Origin of the sequence: Citrobacter sp. Cf136, assembly GCF_030333815.1 — a bacterium.
GTDB lineage: Bacteria > Pseudomonadota > Gammaproteobacteria > Enterobacterales > Enterobacteriaceae > Citrobacter > Citrobacter freundii.
In genome coordinates this window covers 21,460-38,992 of the sequence record NZ_JAOWFE010000029.1, presented here as the reverse complement: position 1 = coordinate 38,992, position 17,533 = coordinate 21,460, and the positions used below count along the sequence as shown (strand labels likewise).

Genomic DNA, 17,533 nt, shown 5'->3' with positions numbered 1-17,533 from the left:
ATGCCGGATGGCGGCTGCGCCTTATCCGGCCTACAAATACAAACGCACCAGTGGATAGACCCGATAAGCAAAGCGCCATCGGGCGAACCGTTAAACCAGCGCATCCTTATCAATGCCTAGGCGTTTCATACGCGAGAGTAACGTGGTGCGTTTCAGCCCCAGCCGTTGTGCCGCGCCTTTAGGTCCGGCAACCACGCCGTTGGTCTCTTTCAGAACGCGCATGATCAACTGGTATTCATCTTCGCCGTCCTGTGCGACTTCGGTTGCCACCGGAGGCGTAGACGGCATCAAAGGGGCAATATCCGGCAGGGACAGTTGCAGTACGTTGCCTCGGGTAAGCAGAACCGCACGTTCTACCACGTTTTCCAGCTCGCGCACGTTGCCCGGCCACTCCATGCTGCTCAGCGTACGCAGCGCCTCGGCGGGAATGCTGTCGATATTGCGCCCCATCCGGCGAGCAATTTTAAAGGTAAAGGCTTTTACCAGCAGCGGAATATCTTCCGGGCGCTCACGCAGCGGCGGCAGATGGATCGGGAAGACGTTCAGTCGATAGTAGAGATCGTTACGAAACTCGCGATCGGCTACCATCTTTTTCAGATCGCGGTTAGTGGCGGCGATCAAGCGCACGTCGGTCTGGATCAGTTTATTGCTGCCCAGACGTTCAAACTCCTGCTCCTGCAAAACGCGCAGCAGCTTAGGCTGTAGCTCCAGTGGCATGTCGCCCACTTCGTCGAGGAACAGCGAGCTTTTATCGGCCAGTTCGAAACGACCAATCCGCTGCGTGCTGGCACCGGTAAACGCGCCACGCTCATGACCAAACAGATCGCTTTCCAGTAATCCGGCAGGCATTGCCGCGCAGTTCATCTTCACCATCCGACGGGCGTTACGTCCGCTCAGGTTGTGAATGGCCCGTGCGATCAGCTCTTTACCCGTTCCGGTCTCACCCAGAATCAGGACGGTGCTGTCGCTTTGCGCCACCATTTCGACCTGCTTGAGTACGCTGTACATCGCTTCGCTGCGGCCAATGATTTCGCCGAACTCACTCTCTACATTGTTGAGTTGTTCAGTCAGCGCCAGGTTTTCATCTACCAGACGTTCTTTCAGGCGGTGAATCTCCTGATACGCAAGCGCGTTATCCACGGCAATTGCCACACGCTCGGCAATTTGGCGCAATAGCTTGAGGTTAGCGGTAGTGAAAACTTTCTCTTCGCACTGTGCCAGCTTGAGTACGCCGAGCATAGTATTGCCGGACATCAGCGGTAACAGACACAGGGTTTGTAGCTGGTTGCCCCAGGTTTCGAACAGCATCCGTTCGTAAGGAGCGAGCGTATCGCGTTCGCTCAGATTAATCAGCAGCATCTCTTTGCTTTTGAACACGCGTTCGGAAAGCGTACCTGCTTCATCCACTTCACTTTGTTCGTGCGCTGGATGATGTTCATCCAGATAGTGGGTGGAATAAATGCTGAGCTTGTTTTTGCGATCGCTGCGTAACACGATGCTGATGGCATCAATGTCGAAGTAGTGATGGATCTCTTTGGCGACTTCGCTGACCAGTTCGTCAATATCCAGGCGGGAGAGTACCGCATTGGTGATGGCGACCAGGATGCGAAAGTTATCACGCTCGCGGCACAACAGATCGTAATCGACGTTATTGCTGACCCTGCTTTGAATTTGTTCAGCAACGACGCCGACTATCTGGGTGAAGGTCTGTAGACGGTTATATTCTTTTTCACTCCACGGACGATCCTCGTTACGGATGAACTCGCAACCGCCAAAGATGCGCCCATCTGCCGCCAGCGGCAGCAGGCAGTAGTGGCCAAATTCAGAATACAGTCCACCTGAAGCCAGCTGTGGCCAGGTTTCCGTAAACTCATGATAGTTGCAGTGCAGCGCATCGGGGCGAGACAAAATACGGCGTACCGGGCCATGGGCCAGTACCGTTTCGTCTTCATAATCGATGGGTTTACCATTTTCACGCGTCGCAAAATAACGCGCACGCTGCGTTTGTGCCTGCCATAAGACAATAGCCGCACAGTCGGCCAGCGCTGAACGCTTGACCAGCTGCGAAAGCGCCTCGCTAAGAGACGGGAGATCGGGCTGCTGTAATAATGTACGAGTAATATCGAACAGGCCTTGCTGTCCGAGGTCACTCATCGGTGTATACGACATATTGCTTTTCCAGGAAAAGCACCGCAGAACGGTGCGAAAACGGTAAATGAATTATAGGTATAAGTCGTAAATTATTGCCGGATAGCGATTTCGCTTATTCGGCCTACACGTTGCTGCTAATGGGCAGTTAGCATATACGAGGTAAAGGTTCGGCGTGTGGTAAATCGAGGGTTCGTTTCACGCCGTAAAGTCCGGCCAGACGCACACCTTTGCGTTCTACCACTTCGCCAATCATTGCGGCATCGCGTCCTAATGGATGCGCGCGCAGCGCGGTAAGCGCCGTTTCAGCGGCCTGACGCTCAACGGCAATCACCAGCTTACCTTCGTTAGCAAAGTTGAGCGCATCCAGTCCCAGCAGTTCGCAAACGCCACGCACAGCGGGCTTCACGGGTAGGGCCGCTTCAGACAGCTCAATACCAAACCCGCATGATGCGGCAAATTCATGCGTTACTGCATTCACGCCGCCACGGGTGGCGTCACGCAGCGCCTTCACGCCAGGAATATCACGTAGTGTCTGGATAAGCGGCGTCAATACCGCGCAGTCGCTGACCAGTTCGCCATCCAGACCCAACTGTTCGCGCAGGTTAAGGATGGTTGCGCCGTGATCGCCAAGCGTACCGCTGACCAGCAGCACATCGCCCACGCTCAGGGTCTGTGCGCCCCAGTGAATGTTGGCGGGGATCGCGCCCATTCCGGCGGTGTTGATAAAAAGCTTGTCTGCCGCGCCGCGCTGTACAACCTTGGTGTCACCGGTGACGATGGCGATACCCGCTTCGCGCGCGGTTGCCGCCATGCTGTTAACGACGGTTTTCAGCGTCTCCATTGGTAAACCTTCTTCGAGGATAAAACCGCAGGAGAGATAGCGCGGGATCGCGCCGCTGACCGCCACGTCGTTAGCCGTACCACAGATAGCCAGCTTGCCGATATTACCGCCCGGGAAGAACAATGGATCGATAACATAGCTGTCGGTTGAAAACGCCAGACGATCGCCTTCAGCGACCAGTTGCGCCAGTTCCAGACGTGCCTGATCTTCTTGTTCCGCCAGCCACGGATTCGCGAATGCCTCCATAAACAGACTGTTGATCAACTGCTGCATAGCCTGACCGCCGCTACCGTGGGCGAGTTGTACGCTGCTCATGCTTCACACTCCTGCTGACGATACTGATACCAGGCGGCACATGCGCCTTCTGAGGAGACCATCAGGGCGCCAAAAGCGGTCTCCGGGTTACACGTTTTGCCAAATAATGGGCACTGATGTGGTTTACATCTGCCCGTCAGCACTTCCCCACAACGCGCGCGCGGATCGTCATACACCTGCTGCGGCGCTGGCTGGAAATGGGCTTCGGCATCAAAACGCTGATAGTCAGGCGTCAGGTGAACGCCAGAGGATTCGATAACGCCCAGACCGCGCCATTCGCTGTCGCCATTGACGCAGAACACCTCGGCGATGGCCTGTTGCGCTAACGCGTTACCGGCATCCGGTACCACGCGGCGGTACTGGTTTTCTACCTGGCTGTGCGCGGCAATTTTCTGCTCAATTAACATCACCACGCCTTGCAGGAGATCGAGCGGTTCAAAACCGGCGACCACTAACGGACGATGGAAGTCTGAAGCAATGAAATTATAGGCATCTGTGCCAATCACCATGCTGACGTGGCCTGGTGCTAAAAAGGCGTCAATACCGTTGTCCGGCTGTTCCAGCAGGCTGCGCAGCGTAGGGATAAGCGTGATGTGCTGGCAGAAAAAGTAAAAGTTCTGCACGTCACGCTGCTTTGCCTGTTGCAGAGTGATAGCGGTCGTTGGCATTGTGGTTTCAAAACCCAGACCAAAGAACACCACCTTACGCGTTGGGTTTTCCTGTGCCAGCTTCAGCGCATCCATCGGTGAATAGACGATACGGATATCAGCACCGCGCGCCTTGGCTTGCAGCAGGGAGCCTTGCTTACCCGGGACGCGCATCGCATCACCAAAGGTGCAGAAAATCACTTCTGGATGGCTGGCGATTTCTACACAGCTGTCGATTCTACCCATCGGCAGAACGCAAACCGGGCAACCCGGACCATGAATAAACTCCACGTTTTCCGGTAGCAACTGGTCGAGGCCGAATTTGAAGATAGCGTGGGTATGACCACCACAAACTTCCATGATGCGCAGTGGGCGTTCAGCCGTGTAGGGGAGGTGGGCGGCACGTTCAGACAGGTGCTCTATCAGTTGCATCACCTGCTCTGGTGCGCGGTATTCGTCAACAAAACGCATTTATTTTTCCTCGCCGTACAGCAACGCGCCGACATCCGGCTCAACGTCAAACATGTTTTGCAGCGCGTCGAGCGTATCGCGCGCTTCAGCTTCATTAATGATGCTCATGGCAAAACCGACGTGGACCAGTACCCACTGGCCGAGGCGCGGTTGGCCATGCTCATCACAGCTACCGACCAGCGTCAGGTCGACGTCGCGCTGAATACCGCAAACGTCGACTTTGGCCTGGTTACCATCAATGGTGCGGATTTGACCCGGAACACCTATGCACATCGCTGCGTCTCCAGCCAGGAGAGCCATTGATCCATGCCTTCACCACTGGTGGCGGAAATCAGGATAATCTCAATTCCCGGGTTCACTTCCCGGGCGCTGGCGATGCATTTTTCAACGTCAAAATTGAGGTACGGTAGCAGATCCACTTTGTTGAGCAGCATCAGTGATGCGGCGGCAAACATATGTGGATATTTCAGCGGTTTGTCTTCACCTTCGGTGACGGAAAGCACGGCCACTTTATGGCGCTCGCCGAGGTCGAAGCTGGCCGGGCAGACCAGGTTGCCGACGTTCTCAATGAACAGAATGCCGTTATCGTCAAGCGGCAAACGCGGCGCGGCGTCAGCAATCATTTGTGCGTCAAGGTGGCAACCTTTACCGGTGTTGACCTGAATGGCGGGCGTGCCTGTGGCGCGAATACGGGCAGCATCGTTCACCGTCTGCTGGTCACCTTCAATAACGGCGCACGGCACGCTATCTTTCAGCTTCATCAGCGTTTCGGTCAGCAGCGTGGTTTTACCGGAGCCAGGGCTTGAAACAAGGTTCAGCACCAGATGCTGACGGGCCGCAAAGCGGGCACGGTTGCGCTCGGCCAGGCGGTTGTTTTTGTCCAGTACGTCAATTTCCACTTCCAGCATACGGCGTTGGCTCATACCTGGTGCGTGGGTTCCTGCCTCACCGTGACCGTAGTGCAAATCGCCTTCTTCGGTCTGGCTCGGTGTGAAATTTGAGGTCTTCACACCGGTAATATTCAGCGCTGGACGAGCCGCTGGGGCAAATGGCGCGCTGCGAAACGCCGAGTGGGGATTATGCTCATCACCCTCTATATATAGGTTGCCTTCAGCGCAACCACATGTCGTACACATCGCTCACTCCTGATCTTTTTACTTGCGATACATCTGTTGCCGGATGACTGCGTTGCCTTATCCGGCCTACAAACGAGCTCTTTCTGTAGGCTGGATAAGACGCTTAAGCGTCGCCATCTGGCGCTGGAGTCTGATCTATTTCAATACGTCGAATCTGTAAGCCGTCATCGGCCACAATTCTCAGCATATCGCTGTTGCATTGCGGACATCGGCGCACGCGTTGCGTCAGTAACGTGACGTATTGCTGACAAGATTCGCACCAACATTCGGCTTCTTGTTCTTCGAGGTGGAGTTTACAACCTTCTGCAAGGGTCCCGCGGCATACCAGATCAAAACAAAAGGAGAGAGCACTGGTTTCTACGCAAGAAAATGCGCCAATTTTGAGCCAGACCCCAGTTACTCGCTGAGCACCGTGTTGCGTGGCCTGTTGTTCAATCAATTCCAGTGCCCGTTGGCAGAGGGTTATTTCGTGCATACCGCCTCCTGTGAAGTTGCCGTATCAAAAGCAATAAGCATGCCAGGTTGAATTTTTTCATTCGTGACAATGACGACAATGACGAAATGACATGTCGTCACCCGCCTTTGATTTTTTATCTATATGAAAATTAAGTAATTTAATTTTGGCATGAAATGTGCTTAAGGCTGTTCATCTCTGCTAAACGGGTAACCTGACATGACTATTTGGGAAATAAGCGAAAAAGCCGATTACATCGCTGAACGGCATCGTCGCCTACAGGACCAGTGGCGTATTTACTGCAACTCGCTGGTTCAGGGGATCACCCTCTCGAAAGCGCGTTTGCATCATGCAATGAGCTGTGCGCCGGACAAAGATCTCTGCTTTGTCCTTTTTGAACACTTCACTATCTACGTCACGCTGGCGGATGGCTTCAATAGCCACACCATCGAGTACTACGTCGAAACAAAAGATGGTGATGATAAGCAACTGATTGCACAGGCACAGTTGACCATCGACGGTAAAGTCGATGAGCGTTTCAGCAACCGCGATCGCGAACAGGTGCTGGAGCACTATCTCGAGAAAATCGCCACCGTCTACGACAGCCTGTACACCGCAGTTGAGAACAATATGCCGGTGAATTTAAGCCAACTGGTTGAGGGACATAGCCCGGCTTAAGCCTCAGGTGCTGTCCACTTTGTCATGATTCGGTTTACATACTGCGTCACGATGTTTTAGGGAATGGGCATGTCGAAAAATGTCGAAATGACATTTTGCAGACATGTTTTCGTCAAAAATGACTATCACCTGAGGAATGCCTGGTGAATCGTTTTGTAATTGCTGACTCCACTCTTTGTATTGGCTGCCACACCTGTGAAGCCGCCTGCTCAGAGACACATCGCCAGCATGGCCTGCAGTCAATGCCGCGCCTGAAAGTGATGTTAAATGAAAAAGAATCCGCGCCGCAGCTTTGCCACCAGTGTGAAGATGCGCCTTGCGCCACCGTGTGTCCGGTTAATGCCATTAACCGCGTTGATGGCGCCGTACAGCTGAATGAAAGCCTGTGCGTAAGCTGCAAACTGTGCGGGATCGCTTGTCCGTTTGGCGCGATAGAGTTTTCCGGTAGCCGTCCGCTGCATATCCCGGCAAACGCCAATACGCCAAAAGCGCCTCCGGCTCCGCCAGCGCCTGCTCGCGTGAGTTCGCTGTTGGACTGGGTTCCTGGCGTTCGTGCCATCGCGGTGAAATGCGATCTGTGCAGTTTTGATGAGCAAGGTCCGGCCTGCGTGCGCATGTGTCCGACCAAAGCCCTGCACCTGGTGAGCAACATGGATATCGCCCGCGCTAGCAAACGTAAGCGTGAGCTGACTTTCAATACCGATTTCGGCGATCTCACCTTGTTTCAGCAGGCTCAGAGTGGGGATGCAAAATGAGCGCAATTTCACTGATTAACAGCGGCGTGGCCTGGTTTACAGCGGCTGCGGTTCTGGCATTTCTGTTTTCATTTCATAAATCGCTGAGCGGCTGGATTGCTGGAGTTGGCGGTGCGGTCGGCAGCTTGTGTACGGCAGCCGCTGGTTTTACCGTTCTGACTAATGTGCTGGCGGTGAGCGGCGTGATGCCGTTTATTGGGCACAGTCTGCAAATTACTCCGCTGAATGCTATCTGGCTGATTACGCTGGGACTGTGCGGCCTGTTTGTCAGCCTGTACAACATTGACTGGCATCGTCATCCGCAGGTGAAAGCTAACGGCCTGCTGGTGAATCTGCTGATGGCCGCGGCGGTATGTGCGGTGGTTGCCAGCAACCTCGGTACGCTGGTGGTGATGGCGGAAATCATGGCGCTGTGTGCCGTGTTCCTCACCGGATGCAGTAAAGAAGGCAAACTGTGGTTTGCGTTGGGGCGTATTGGTACGCTGCTGCTGGCGGTTGCCTGCTACCTTGTGTGGCAACGTTACGGCACTCTGGAGCTGCGTTTGCTAGACCTGCGCACCCAGGAGCTGCCGCTCGGGTCTGACATCTGGCTGCTGGGCGTGGCAGGTTTTGGCCTGCTGGCCGGGATTATTCCTCTGCATGGTTGGGTGCCACAGGCACACGCCAATGCCAGCGCGCCGGCTGCGGCGCTGTTCTCTACCGTGGTCATGAAGGTGGGGCTGCTGGGTATTCTGTCGCTGTCGCTGCTGGGCGGTAACGCGCCGCTGTGGTGGGGAATTACGCTGCTGGTGTTGGGCATGATCACCGCATTTGTTGGCGGTCTGTATGCGCTGATGGAACACAATATCCAGCGCCTGCTGGCGTACCACACGCTGGAAAACATCGGCATTATTCTGCTGGGGCTGGGCGCTGGAGTGACCGGGATTTCCCTGAATCAACCGGCGCTGATTGCGCTGGGTTTGACCGGCGGTCTGTACCACTTGGTAAACCACAGTCTGTTCAAAAGCGTTCTGTTCCTGGGCGCAGGCAGCATCTGGTTCCGTACCGGTCATCGTGATATCGAAAAACTGGGCGGTATCGGCAAACGCATGCCGGTTATCTCTCTGGCGATGTTGGTTGGCCTGATGGCGATGGCCGCGCTGCCGCCGCTGAACGGTTTTGCCGGTGAGTGGGTTATCTATCAATCCTTCTTCAAGCTGGGTAACAGCGGGGCGTTTGTCGGTCGTCTGTTAGGGCCGTTGCTGGCGGTTGGGCTGGCAATTACCGGCGCGCTGGCGGTGATGTGTATGGCGAAAGTCTATGGCGTAACGTTCCTTGGTGCACCGCGCACGAAGGAAGCTGAAAACGCCTGCTGCGCACCAGTCCTGATGGGCGTGAGCGTCGTTGCGCTGGCTATCTGCTGTGTGATTGGCGGCGTGGCTGCGCCGTGGCTGCTGCCGATGATCTCCTCTGCCGTTCCGCTGCCGCTGGAAACTGCGAACACCACCGTTTCTCAGCCAATGATCACGCTGCTGCTGATCGCATGTCCGCTGCTGCCGTTCATCATCATGGCAATTTTCAAAGGCAACCGTCTGCCGTCGCGTTCACGCGGTGCGGCATGGGTGTGTGGTTACGATCACGAGCAGTCAATGGTCATTACCGCGCACGGTTTTGCCATGCCGGTGAAAGAAGCCTTTGCCCCGGTACTCAAACTGCGTAAGTGGTTGAATCCGGTATCACTGGTTCCGGGCTGGCAGAATGCGGCTGCGCCGGTGCTGTTCCGTCGCCTGGCGCTGATTGAGCTGGCGGTACTGGTGGTGATTGTGGTTTCACGAGGAGCCTGAAAATGAGTGTTTTATATCCGTTAATTCAGGCGCTGGTGCTGTTTGCCGTTGCGCCGCTGCTGTCCGGCGTTACCCGCGTGGCGCGCGCGCGTTTGCACAATCGCCGCGGTCCGGGCGTTTTGCAGGAATACCGCGACATTATCAAACTGCTGGGCCGTCAGAGTATTGCGCCTGCGGATTCCAGTTGGGTCTTCCGCCTGACGCCGTTTGTGATGGTGGGCGTGATGCTGACTATCGCCACTGCGCTACCGGTAGTGACCGTTGGCTCACCGCTGCCGCAACTGGGCGATCTGATCACCTTAATTTACCTGTTCGCCATTGCCCGTTTTTTCTTCTCTATCGCGGGACTGGATACCGGTAGCCCGTTTACCGCCATTGGTGCCAGCCGTGAAGCGATGCTCGGCGTGCTGGTTGAACCTATCCTGTTGCTGGGGCTATGGGTAGCGGCACAGGTTGCGGGTTCAACCCATATCAGCAATATCGCCGATACCATTTACCACTGGCCTGCTGCGCGCAGCATCCCGCTGATTCTGGCACTGTGCGCCTGTGCTTTCGCCACCTTTATCGAAATGGGCAAACTGCCATTCGATCTGGCAGAAGCAGAGCAAGAGCTGCAGGAAGGTCCATTGACTGAATACAGCGGCAGCGGTTTTGCCGTGCTGAAATGGGGCATTAGCCTCAAGCAACTGGTCGTTCTGCAAATGTTCGTTGGTGTGTTCCTGCCGTGGGGACAGATGGAAACCTTCACCGCGGGTGGGCTGCTGTTGGCGCTGGTGATTGCCGTCGTCAAGCTGGTCCTCGGCGTGCTGGTCATCGCCCTGTTCGAAAACAGCATGGCGCGTCTGCGTTTTTGCGCCACTTCACGCGTGACCTGGGCCGGTTTTGGGTTTGCGTTTTTAGCGTTCGTCTCCTTGCTGGTGGCGTGATTTAAGAGAGTTTGAGCATGTCTGAAGAAAAATTAGGTCAACAATATCTCGCTGCGCTGCATCAGGCCTTTCCGGGCGTGGTGCTGGATGAAGCCTGGCAGACCAAAGATCAGCTGACGATCACCGTCAAGGTGAACTACCTGCCGGAAGTGGTGGAGTTCCTGTACTACAAACAGGGCGGCTGGTTGTCCGTGTTGTTTGGTAACGACGAACGCCAGCTGTGCGGCCATTACGCTGTTTATTATGTGATGTCGATGGAGCAGGGCACCAAATGCTGGATAACCGTCCGCGTTGAAGTCGATGCCAATAAGCTGGAGTTCCCGTCCGTCACGCCGCGCGTTCCGGCTGCGGTCTGGGGCGAGCGCGAAGTGCGCGATATGTACGGTTTGATCCCGGTAGGTTTGCCGGATGAGCGTCGTCTGGTACTGCCCGATGACTGGCCGGACGAACTCTATCCGCTGCGTAAAGACAGCATGGATTATCGTCAGCGCCCGGCGCCGACTACCGATGCTGAAACCTACGAGTTCATCAACGAACTGGGCGACAAGAAAAATAACGTGGTGCCGATTGGCCCGTTGCACGTCACCTCCGATGAACCCGGTCACTTCCGCCTGTTCGTGGACGGCGAGAACATTATTGATGCCGACTACCGTCTGTTCTATGTCCACCGCGGCATGGAGAAACTGGCGGAAACCCGTATGGGTTACAACGAAGTGACGTTCCTGTCAGATCGCGTGTGTGGTATCTGCGGCTTTGCGCATAGCACCGCCTATACCACCTCCGTTGAGAATGCGATGGGCATCGTGGTGCCGGAACGTGCGCAGATGATCCGTGCCATTCTACTGGAAGTTGAGCGTCTGCACTCGCACCTGCTGAACCTCGGCCTGGCCTGTCACTTCACCGGTTTTGACTCCGGCTTTATGCAGTTCTTCCGCGTGCGTGAAACGTCGATGAAGATGGCGGAGATCCTCACCGGGGCTCGTAAAACTTACGGTCTGAACCTGATCGGCGGTATCCGTCGTGATCTGCTGAAAGAAGATATGATCCAGACCCGTCAACTGGCGCAGCAGATGCGTCGTGACGTGCAGGAACTGGTCGATATGCTGCTCAGTACGCCGAATATGGAACAGCGTACCGTTGGTATTGGTCGTCTGGATCCGGAAATTGCCCGTGACTTCAGTAACGTCGGCCCGATGGTTCGCGCCAGCGGCCACGCTCGTGACACCCGCGCCGATCACCCGTTTGTCGGCTATGGTCTGCTGCCGATGGAAGTTCATAGCGAGCAAGGCTGCGACGTTATTTCTCGTCTGAAAGTTCGTATTAATGAAGTCTACACCGCACTGAATATGATCGACTTTGGTCTGGATAACCTGCCGGGCGGCCCGCTGATGGTGGAAGGCTTTACCTACATTCCTCACCGTTTCGCACTGGGCTTTGCTGAAGCGCCGCGCGGAGATGACATTCACTGGAGCATGACCGGCGACAACCAGAAACTGTATCGCTGGCGCTGCCGTGCGGCGACCTACGCCAACTGGCCGACGCTGCGCTACATGCTGCGTGGTAATACCGTTTCCGATGCGCCGCTGATTATCGGTAGCCTCGATCCTTGCTACTCCTGTACTGACCGTATGACCGTGGTCGATGTACGTAAGAAGAAGAGCAAAGTCGTGCCGTACAAAGAACTTGAGCGCTACAGCATCGAGCGTAAAAACTCGCCGCTGAAATAAGGAATCGCCATGTTTACCTTTATCAAAAAAGTCATCAAAACTGGGGCACCGACGTCGTCGTATCCGCTGGAGCCGATCGCGGTCGATAAAAACTTCCGTGGCAAACCGGAACATAACCCGCAGCAGTGTATTGGCTGCGCGGCCTGTGTAAATGCGTGCCCGTCGAACGCGCTGACGGTCGAAACCGATCTGGTCACCAATGAACTGGCGTGGCAATTCAACCTCGGTCGCTGCATCTTCTGCGCCCGCTGCGAAGAAGTTTGCCCGACGGCGGCGATCAAGCTGTCGCAGGAGTATGAGCTGGCGGTGTGGAAGAAAGAGGATTTCCTGCAGCAGTCCCGCTTTGCGCTGTGTAATTGCCGCGTATGTAACCGTCCGTTTGCGGTACAAAAAGAGATTGATTACGCCATTGCGCTACTTAAGCACAACGGTGATAGTCGCGCGGAAAACCACCGTGAAAGCTTTGAGACCTGCCCGGACTGTAAGCGCCAGAAATGCCTGGTGCCGTCTGACCGTATTGAACTGACTCGCCATATGAAAGAGGCCAGCTGATGAGCAATTTATTAGGCCCACGTGACGCCAACGGTATTCCGGTACCGATGACGGTGGATGAATCCATTGCCAGCATGAAAGCGTCGCTGCTAAAAAGCATCAAGCGTTCAGCGTACGTTTACCGTGTGGACTGCGGCGGCTGCAACGGTTGCGAAATCGAAATCTTCGCCACGCTTTCTCCGCTGTTTGACGCCGAACGTTTTGGTATCAAAGTGGTACCGTCCCCGCGCCATGCGGATATCCTGCTGTTTACCGGCGCGGTAACCCGTGCCATGCGCTCTCCGGCGCTACGCGCCTGGCAGTCTGCGCCAGACCCGAAAATTTGTATCTCTTACGGTGCTTGCGGTAACAGCGGCGGTATTTTCCACGACTTATACTGCGTCTGGGGCGGCACGGACAAAATCGTACCGGTGGATGTGTATATCCCTGGCTGCCCGCCAACGCCTGCAGCCACGCTGTATGGTTTTGCCATGGCGTTGGGTCTGCTGGAACAAAAAATTCACGCGCGTGCGCCGGGTGAACTGGACGAACAGCCCGCCGAAATTCTGCATCCGGATATGGTTCAGCCGCTGCGAGTGAAGGTGGATCGCGAGGCTCGCCGTCTGGCGGGATACCGCTATGGCCGCCAGATTGCTGATGACTATATGACGCAGTTAGGGCAGGGCGAGCATCAGGTGGCGCGCTGGCTGGAGGCGGAAAACGATCCGCGTCTGACCGAGATCGTCACGCATCTTAACCATGTTGTCGAAGAGGCGCGTATCCGATGAGTGAAACGGTGGTGTTCAGTCAACTGAGCCGTAAGTTTATTGATGAGAACGATGCGACGCCCGCTGAGGCGCAGCAGGTTGTCTATTACAGCCTGGCGATTGGTCACCACCTTGGGATCATCGATTGCCTGGAAGCGGCGTTAACTTGTCCATGGGACGAATATCTGGCATGGATTGCTACCCTTGCTGAGGGAAGCGAAGCCCGCCGGAAAATGGAAGGCGTGCCGAAATACGGCGAGATCGTTATCGATTTCAACCATGTGCAAATGCTGGCACGCGCGTTCGATGATGCGCGTGCCGTACAGACCCCGCAGCAGCAGGAGTGGAGCAAGCTGATGCTTAGCATGCTGCACGACATACACCAGGAAAGCGCCATCTATCTGATGGTGAGGAGACACCGTGACTGACGTTTTATTATGTGTGGGTAACAGCATGATGGGCGATGACGGCGCGGGCCCGCTGCTGGCTGAAATGTGTGCTGCAAATCCTCAAGGCAACTGGGTTGTCATCGACGGCGGTAGCGCGCCGGAGAACGATATTGTCGCCATCCGTGAACTGCGTCCGCAACGTTTGTTGATTGTTGATGCTACCGATATGGGGCTGAACCCAGGTGAAATCCGCATTATCGATCCCGATGACATTGCCGAGATGTTCATGATGACCACCCATAACATGCCGCTGAATTACCTGGTCGATCAGCTGAAAGACGACGTTGGTGAGGTGATTTTCCTCGGCATTCAACCGGACATCGTCGGTTTTTACTACCCGATGACACAGCCGATCAAAGATGCTGTTGATACCGTCTATCAGCGATTAGCCGGTTGGGAAGGACACGGTGGATTCTCCGAGCTGGAAGCGCCAGAAGAGTAAACTGTATCAGTGCCGGATGTGAACGACATCCGGCCTGTTTTCCCAGTGTATCCTCGTCATTCAATTGCCTGCTCAATAATTAATTTCCCCTGCATCACTGATACATTCACTGCCGTACCGGTCGGAAATCCAGCTTGTTCCAGCCAGTCGCCGTTCAGCGTGAGCGAGGCGTGCCGACTGATTCGTCGCGTGTAACCCGTTTTTGGATCTTCATGGCGTTTTCTGACATAGCTGACTTTCAAGCGACGTACCGGTTTGGTGATTACCTCTGCTGATTTACCCTTTTTATCAAACATGCACGCTTCCTTGTGGTGAACGGCCAGGATTAAAAACTACTGAATAAAATGCCAGTAAAAAAGGATGAGGGCAAACCTGAAACTGGAAGGACGATTCCACATCTGGAATGTAATAAATGAAATGAAAATATGTAATTCTGCCGGAAGACTGTAACCCCCTCCGGCAGATCTGTTATGCCAGATCGGCGCCGTTGCTGGCGATTACTTTTTTGTACCACCAGAATGATTTCTTACGGGTGCGCTCCAGCGTGCCGTTGCCCGCGTCATCGCGGTCCACATACACAAAACCGTAGCGTTTGCTCATCTCACCGGTTGAGGCAGAAACCAGATCGATACAGCCCCAGGTGGTGTAACCCATCAGGGGCACGCCATCTTCAATCGCGTCTGCCATGGCGCGAATATGTTCGCGTAAATAGCTAATGCGATAGTCGTCATTGATCTCACCATTGGCATCGATTTCATCCTTCGCTCCCAGCCCGTTTTCCACCAGAAATAGCGGTTTCTGGTAGCGGTCATACATCATATTCATGGTGATGCGCAGACCAAGCGGATCGATGCCCCAGCCCCATTCGCTGGCCGCAATATACGGATTACGCAGCGACTTCACCACGTTGGCGGCGCTGGTATTGCCGGTGTTCATTTCCGCCGAGGCGCAGCGCGATGCGTAATAGCTGAACGAGACGAAATCAACGGTGTTTTTCAGGATGTCGTCATCTTCTGGGGCTTTTTCTATGACCACGCCTTTTTCGCGAAACACGCGGGCAGAATAAGCCGGGTAGGCCCCGCGCGCCTGCACATCAATAAAGAACAGGTTTTCGCGGTCTTTTTCCAGCGCGGTCCACACATCTTCTGGTTTACAGGAATAAGGATAAAAATTACCGCCAGCCAGCATACAACCGACCTGGTTTTGCGGATTAATTTCATGGGCTATTTTAGTCGCCAGGGCACTGGCTATCAGTTCGTGGTGAGCGGACTGATATTTCACCTGATCCTGATTTTCACCTTCTTCAAATACCAGCCCGGCGCCTGAAAAGGGGCTGTGCAGCATAATGTTGATTTCGTTGAACGTCAGCCAGTACTTCACCAGACCGTCAAAGGCCTCGAAGCAGGTACGGGCGTAGCGGGTAAAGAACTCAACCATTTTGCGGTTACGCCAGGAGCCGTACTCGGTGACCAGATGCATTGGCACATCGAAGTGACACAGCGTGACTAATGGCTCAATACCGTATTTTTTACACTCGGCAAACACGCTCTGGTAAAACGCGATGCCCTCTTTATTCGGCGTCAGCTCATCGCCGTTAGGGTAGAGACGGCTCCAGGCAATGGAAGTACGAAATACCGTAAAACCCATTTCTGCCATCAGCGCGATATCTTCTTTATAGCGATGATAAAAGTCGATCGCCTGATGGCTAGGATAAAATTCGTTATCCCGCAGCGCAAAGCGCTTTTCCTGACCCAGCTTGACGGGCATCCGATGTGTGCCGTGGGGGATCATATCGACGGTAGTCAGTCCTTTGCCGCCTTCCCGGTATGCCCCTTCAGACTGGTTGGCGGCCAGTGCGCCGCCCCATAAAAATCCTTGCGGAAAAACAGACATAATTAACCTCAGTTCATACCAGTCAAATGCTGGCTCCATTGATATTGCCCGGTTGTGCGGCCTGGTTTTTTCTTGCCTGCGCGGCTGCATCTTCGACAGGGATATCTTCAAAGCCGAGAATCAGCGTTAATACAAAGGAAAGCACTACCGCCAGCGCCATCACGCCAAATACCCAAACGATAGTCATCGGATTGGCCGGATCGAAAAACTGGACGCTGGTGAACAGGCCAGGAGCTGCCATGGAGTGGCTTGCAAGTCCGGCCATTCCTGCAACGGCACCGCAGATAAAACCGCTGATAAGACTCGCAATCAGTGGTCGTTTCAGGCGGATCGCTACGCCATACAGCGCAGGTTCGGAAATCCCCGCCATGATGGCGGAGGCGGCTGCCGCTAACGCCGTCTGACGCAGTTCCGGGTTTTTGGTTTTCCATGCTACTGCCAGCGATGAACCACCTAACGACAAGTTGGCGCCGATTTCTGACGGCATCACCATGCCTTCTTTTCCGGTTTCGGCAATGGTCTGAATAATGGTTGGCGTAAAGACACGGTGCATACCGGTCATTACCAGCAGCGGCCACAGTGCGCCCATAATGGCCACCGACAGCCAGCCGAGATAGCCGTGAATGGTATAGACCAGCGCTGAAATTGCGCTACCGATCCAGATACCGATCGGGCCAATGATGACAATGGCGAGCGGCGCGGCGATCAGCACGATTAGCATTGGTTTAAGGAAGTTTTTGGTTACCGCCGGAGTGATGCGATCGACCCAACGTTCGATGTATGACAGGCACCAGGTCATCACCAGCGCCGGGATCACCGTGTAGGTGTATTTCACTGCTGTCACCGGGATTAGGGCAAACTCAACGTGCTCACCCTGCGCAGCCTTCGCCATCAGATCGATGAAGCTGGGATGCACCAGTACGCCCGCGATGGCGATTGCCAGCGACATGTTGGTTTTGAATTTGATAGCGGCCGACGCGGCGACCATCAGCGGCAGGAAGAAAAATGCGCCGTCACCGATAACGGTCAGAATGGTGAGCGTGGACGATCCTTTCTCCAGCACGCCGGTCATTTCGAGGATCATTGCCAGCAGTTTGAGCATTGATCCGCCGATAATTGCCGGGATCAACGGCGACATGGTGCCGATCAGCGCGTCGAGGATCCCCGCGCCAATCCGCTTCAGCGTCAGTCGGGGTTTGGTTTGCGGCTCAGCAGGCTGCATATTGGCAGGCAACAGGCTGACCACTTCGCGATACGCCTGCGAAACGGTGTTGCCGATGATCACCTGGCACTGGTTATCGCTACGCACCACGCCAAGTACGCCAGAAAGCGTCTTCAGCGTCGCGCTGTCGACCTGCGAGTCATCTTTGATAACGAAACGCAAACGGGTCATACAGTGGGTCACTGCTGTGATGTTGTCGACGCCTCCCAGAGCCGTCACAACGGAGCGCGCCAGCGCTGCATAATTCTTGGACATCGGATTTAATCCTGTTTTATCAGTAGGGTACGTTATGTTTTATCCGTTTA

Annotated in this window: 18 protein-coding genes; 9 read left to right on the top strand and 9 right to left on the bottom strand. The window is 54.9% G+C overall.

Annotated elements, in window-relative coordinates; genetic code table 11:
* Positions 1-90 precede the first annotated feature (90 nt).
* The 6 genes from flhA to hypA form a co-directional block, all read right to left on the bottom strand.
* Positions 91-2,169: a formate hydrogenlyase transcriptional activator FlhA gene (gene flhA / locus OGV98_RS00765; RefSeq protein WP_003840276.1), complete on the bottom strand. Its 2,079-nt coding sequence runs from the start codon at positions 2,167-2,169 to the stop codon at positions 91-93.
* Positions 2,170-2,296: 127 nt separating this feature from the next.
* Positions 2,297-3,307, bottom strand: coding sequence for a hydrogenase expression/formation protein HypE (gene hypE / locus OGV98_RS00760; protein WP_044713373.1), 1,011 nt, complete (start codon positions 3,305-3,307; stop codon positions 2,297-2,299).
* Positions 3,304-4,425 carry a hydrogenase formation protein HypD gene (gene hypD, locus OGV98_RS00755; RefSeq protein ID WP_003037413.1) on the bottom strand — a complete coding sequence of 374 codons (1,122 nt, stop codon included), beginning with the start codon at positions 4,423-4,425 and terminating at the stop codon, positions 3,304-3,306. Before hypD ends, hypE begins: the two co-directional genes overlap by 4 nt.
* Positions 4,426-4,698 carry a hydrogenase 3 maturation protein HypC gene (gene hypC, locus OGV98_RS00750; protein ID WP_003037411.1) on the bottom strand — a complete coding sequence of 91 codons (273 nt, stop codon included), beginning with the start codon at positions 4,696-4,698 and terminating at the stop codon, positions 4,426-4,428.
* Positions 4,689-5,561 (bottom strand): hydrogenase nickel incorporation protein HypB, encoded by an 873-nt coding sequence (gene hypB, locus OGV98_RS00745; protein ID WP_003037409.1) that lies wholly within the window; start codon positions 5,559-5,561, stop codon positions 4,689-4,691. The genes hypC and hypB overlap by 10 nt, the downstream gene beginning before the upstream one ends.
* Before the next feature lie 103 nt (positions 5,562-5,664).
* A complete protein-coding gene (hypA, locus tag OGV98_RS00740) occupies positions 5,665-6,036 on the bottom strand; it encodes a hydrogenase maturation nickel metallochaperone HypA (protein ID WP_003037406.1) in 372 nt (123 codons plus the stop codon).
* A gap of 198 nt (positions 6,037-6,234) precedes the next feature.
* Between hypA and hycA the strand changes: the two genes are divergently transcribed.
* From hycA to hycI, 9 genes are all read left to right on the top strand, one after another.
* Entirely contained in the window at positions 6,235-6,693 is a 459-nt protein-coding gene (gene hycA, locus OGV98_RS00735) for a formate hydrogenlyase regulator HycA (protein ID WP_003846590.1), read from the top strand.
* Between the two features lie 143 nt (positions 6,694-6,836).
* Positions 6,837-7,448, top strand: a complete 612-nt coding sequence (gene hycB, locus OGV98_RS00730; RefSeq protein ID WP_003825909.1) for a formate hydrogenlyase subunit HycB — start codon at positions 6,837-6,839, stop codon at positions 7,446-7,448.
* Positions 7,445-9,271, top strand: a complete 1,827-nt coding sequence (hycC, locus tag OGV98_RS00725; RefSeq protein ID WP_114675928.1) for a formate hydrogenlyase subunit 3 — start codon at positions 7,445-7,447, stop codon at positions 9,269-9,271. The genes hycB and hycC overlap by 4 nt, the downstream gene beginning before the upstream one ends.
* A gap of 2 nt (positions 9,272-9,273) precedes the next feature.
* On the top strand, positions 9,274-10,197 hold the full coding sequence (locus tag OGV98_RS00720; RefSeq protein WP_003825914.1) for a respiratory chain complex I subunit 1 family protein: 924 nt from the start codon (positions 9,274-9,276) through the stop codon (positions 10,195-10,197).
* Positions 10,198-10,214: 17 nt separating this feature from the next.
* On the top strand, positions 10,215-11,924 hold the full coding sequence (gene hycE, locus OGV98_RS00715; protein WP_003037393.1) for a formate hydrogenlyase subunit HycE: 1,710 nt from the start codon (positions 10,215-10,217) through the stop codon (positions 11,922-11,924).
* A 9-nt stretch (positions 11,925-11,933) separates the two neighbouring features.
* A complete protein-coding gene (gene hycF, locus OGV98_RS00710) occupies positions 11,934-12,476 on the top strand; it encodes a formate hydrogenlyase subunit HycF (protein WP_003846595.1) in 543 nt (180 codons plus the stop codon).
* A complete protein-coding gene (gene hycG / locus OGV98_RS00705; protein ID WP_003037388.1) occupies positions 12,476-13,243 on the top strand; it encodes a formate hydrogenlyase subunit HycG in 768 nt (255 codons plus the stop codon). The genes hycF and hycG overlap by 1 nt, the downstream gene beginning before the upstream one ends.
* Positions 13,240-13,650, top strand: coding sequence for a formate hydrogenlyase maturation HycH family protein (locus OGV98_RS00700; protein WP_003037385.1), 411 nt, complete (start codon positions 13,240-13,242; stop codon positions 13,648-13,650). The genes hycG and OGV98_RS00700 overlap by 4 nt, the downstream gene beginning before the upstream one ends.
* Positions 13,643-14,113 (top strand): hydrogenase maturation peptidase HycI, encoded by a 471-nt coding sequence (gene hycI / locus OGV98_RS00695; RefSeq protein ID WP_003037382.1) that lies wholly within the window; start codon positions 13,643-13,645, stop codon positions 14,111-14,113. The genes OGV98_RS00700 and hycI overlap by 8 nt, the downstream gene beginning before the upstream one ends.
* Positions 14,114-14,169: 56 nt before the next feature.
* Here the strand turns inward: hycI and OGV98_RS00690 are convergent, their stop codons facing one another.
* From OGV98_RS00690 to ascF, 3 genes are all read right to left on the bottom strand, one after another.
* Positions 14,170-14,409, bottom strand: coding sequence for a SymE family type I addiction module toxin (locus OGV98_RS00690; RefSeq protein ID WP_003037379.1), 240 nt, complete (start codon positions 14,407-14,409; stop codon positions 14,170-14,172).
* A 172-nt stretch (positions 14,410-14,581) separates the two neighbouring features.
* On the bottom strand, positions 14,582-16,006 hold the full coding sequence (locus OGV98_RS00685; protein ID WP_057102038.1) for a 6-phospho-beta-glucosidase: 1,425 nt from the start codon (positions 16,004-16,006) through the stop codon (positions 14,582-14,584).
* 22 nt (positions 16,007-16,028) lie between these two features.
* Positions 16,029-17,483, bottom strand: coding sequence for a PTS cellobiose/arbutin/salicin transporter subunit IIBC (gene ascF, locus OGV98_RS00680; RefSeq protein WP_003037374.1), 1,455 nt, complete (start codon positions 17,481-17,483; stop codon positions 16,029-16,031).
* Positions 17,484-17,533 lie beyond the last annotated feature (50 nt).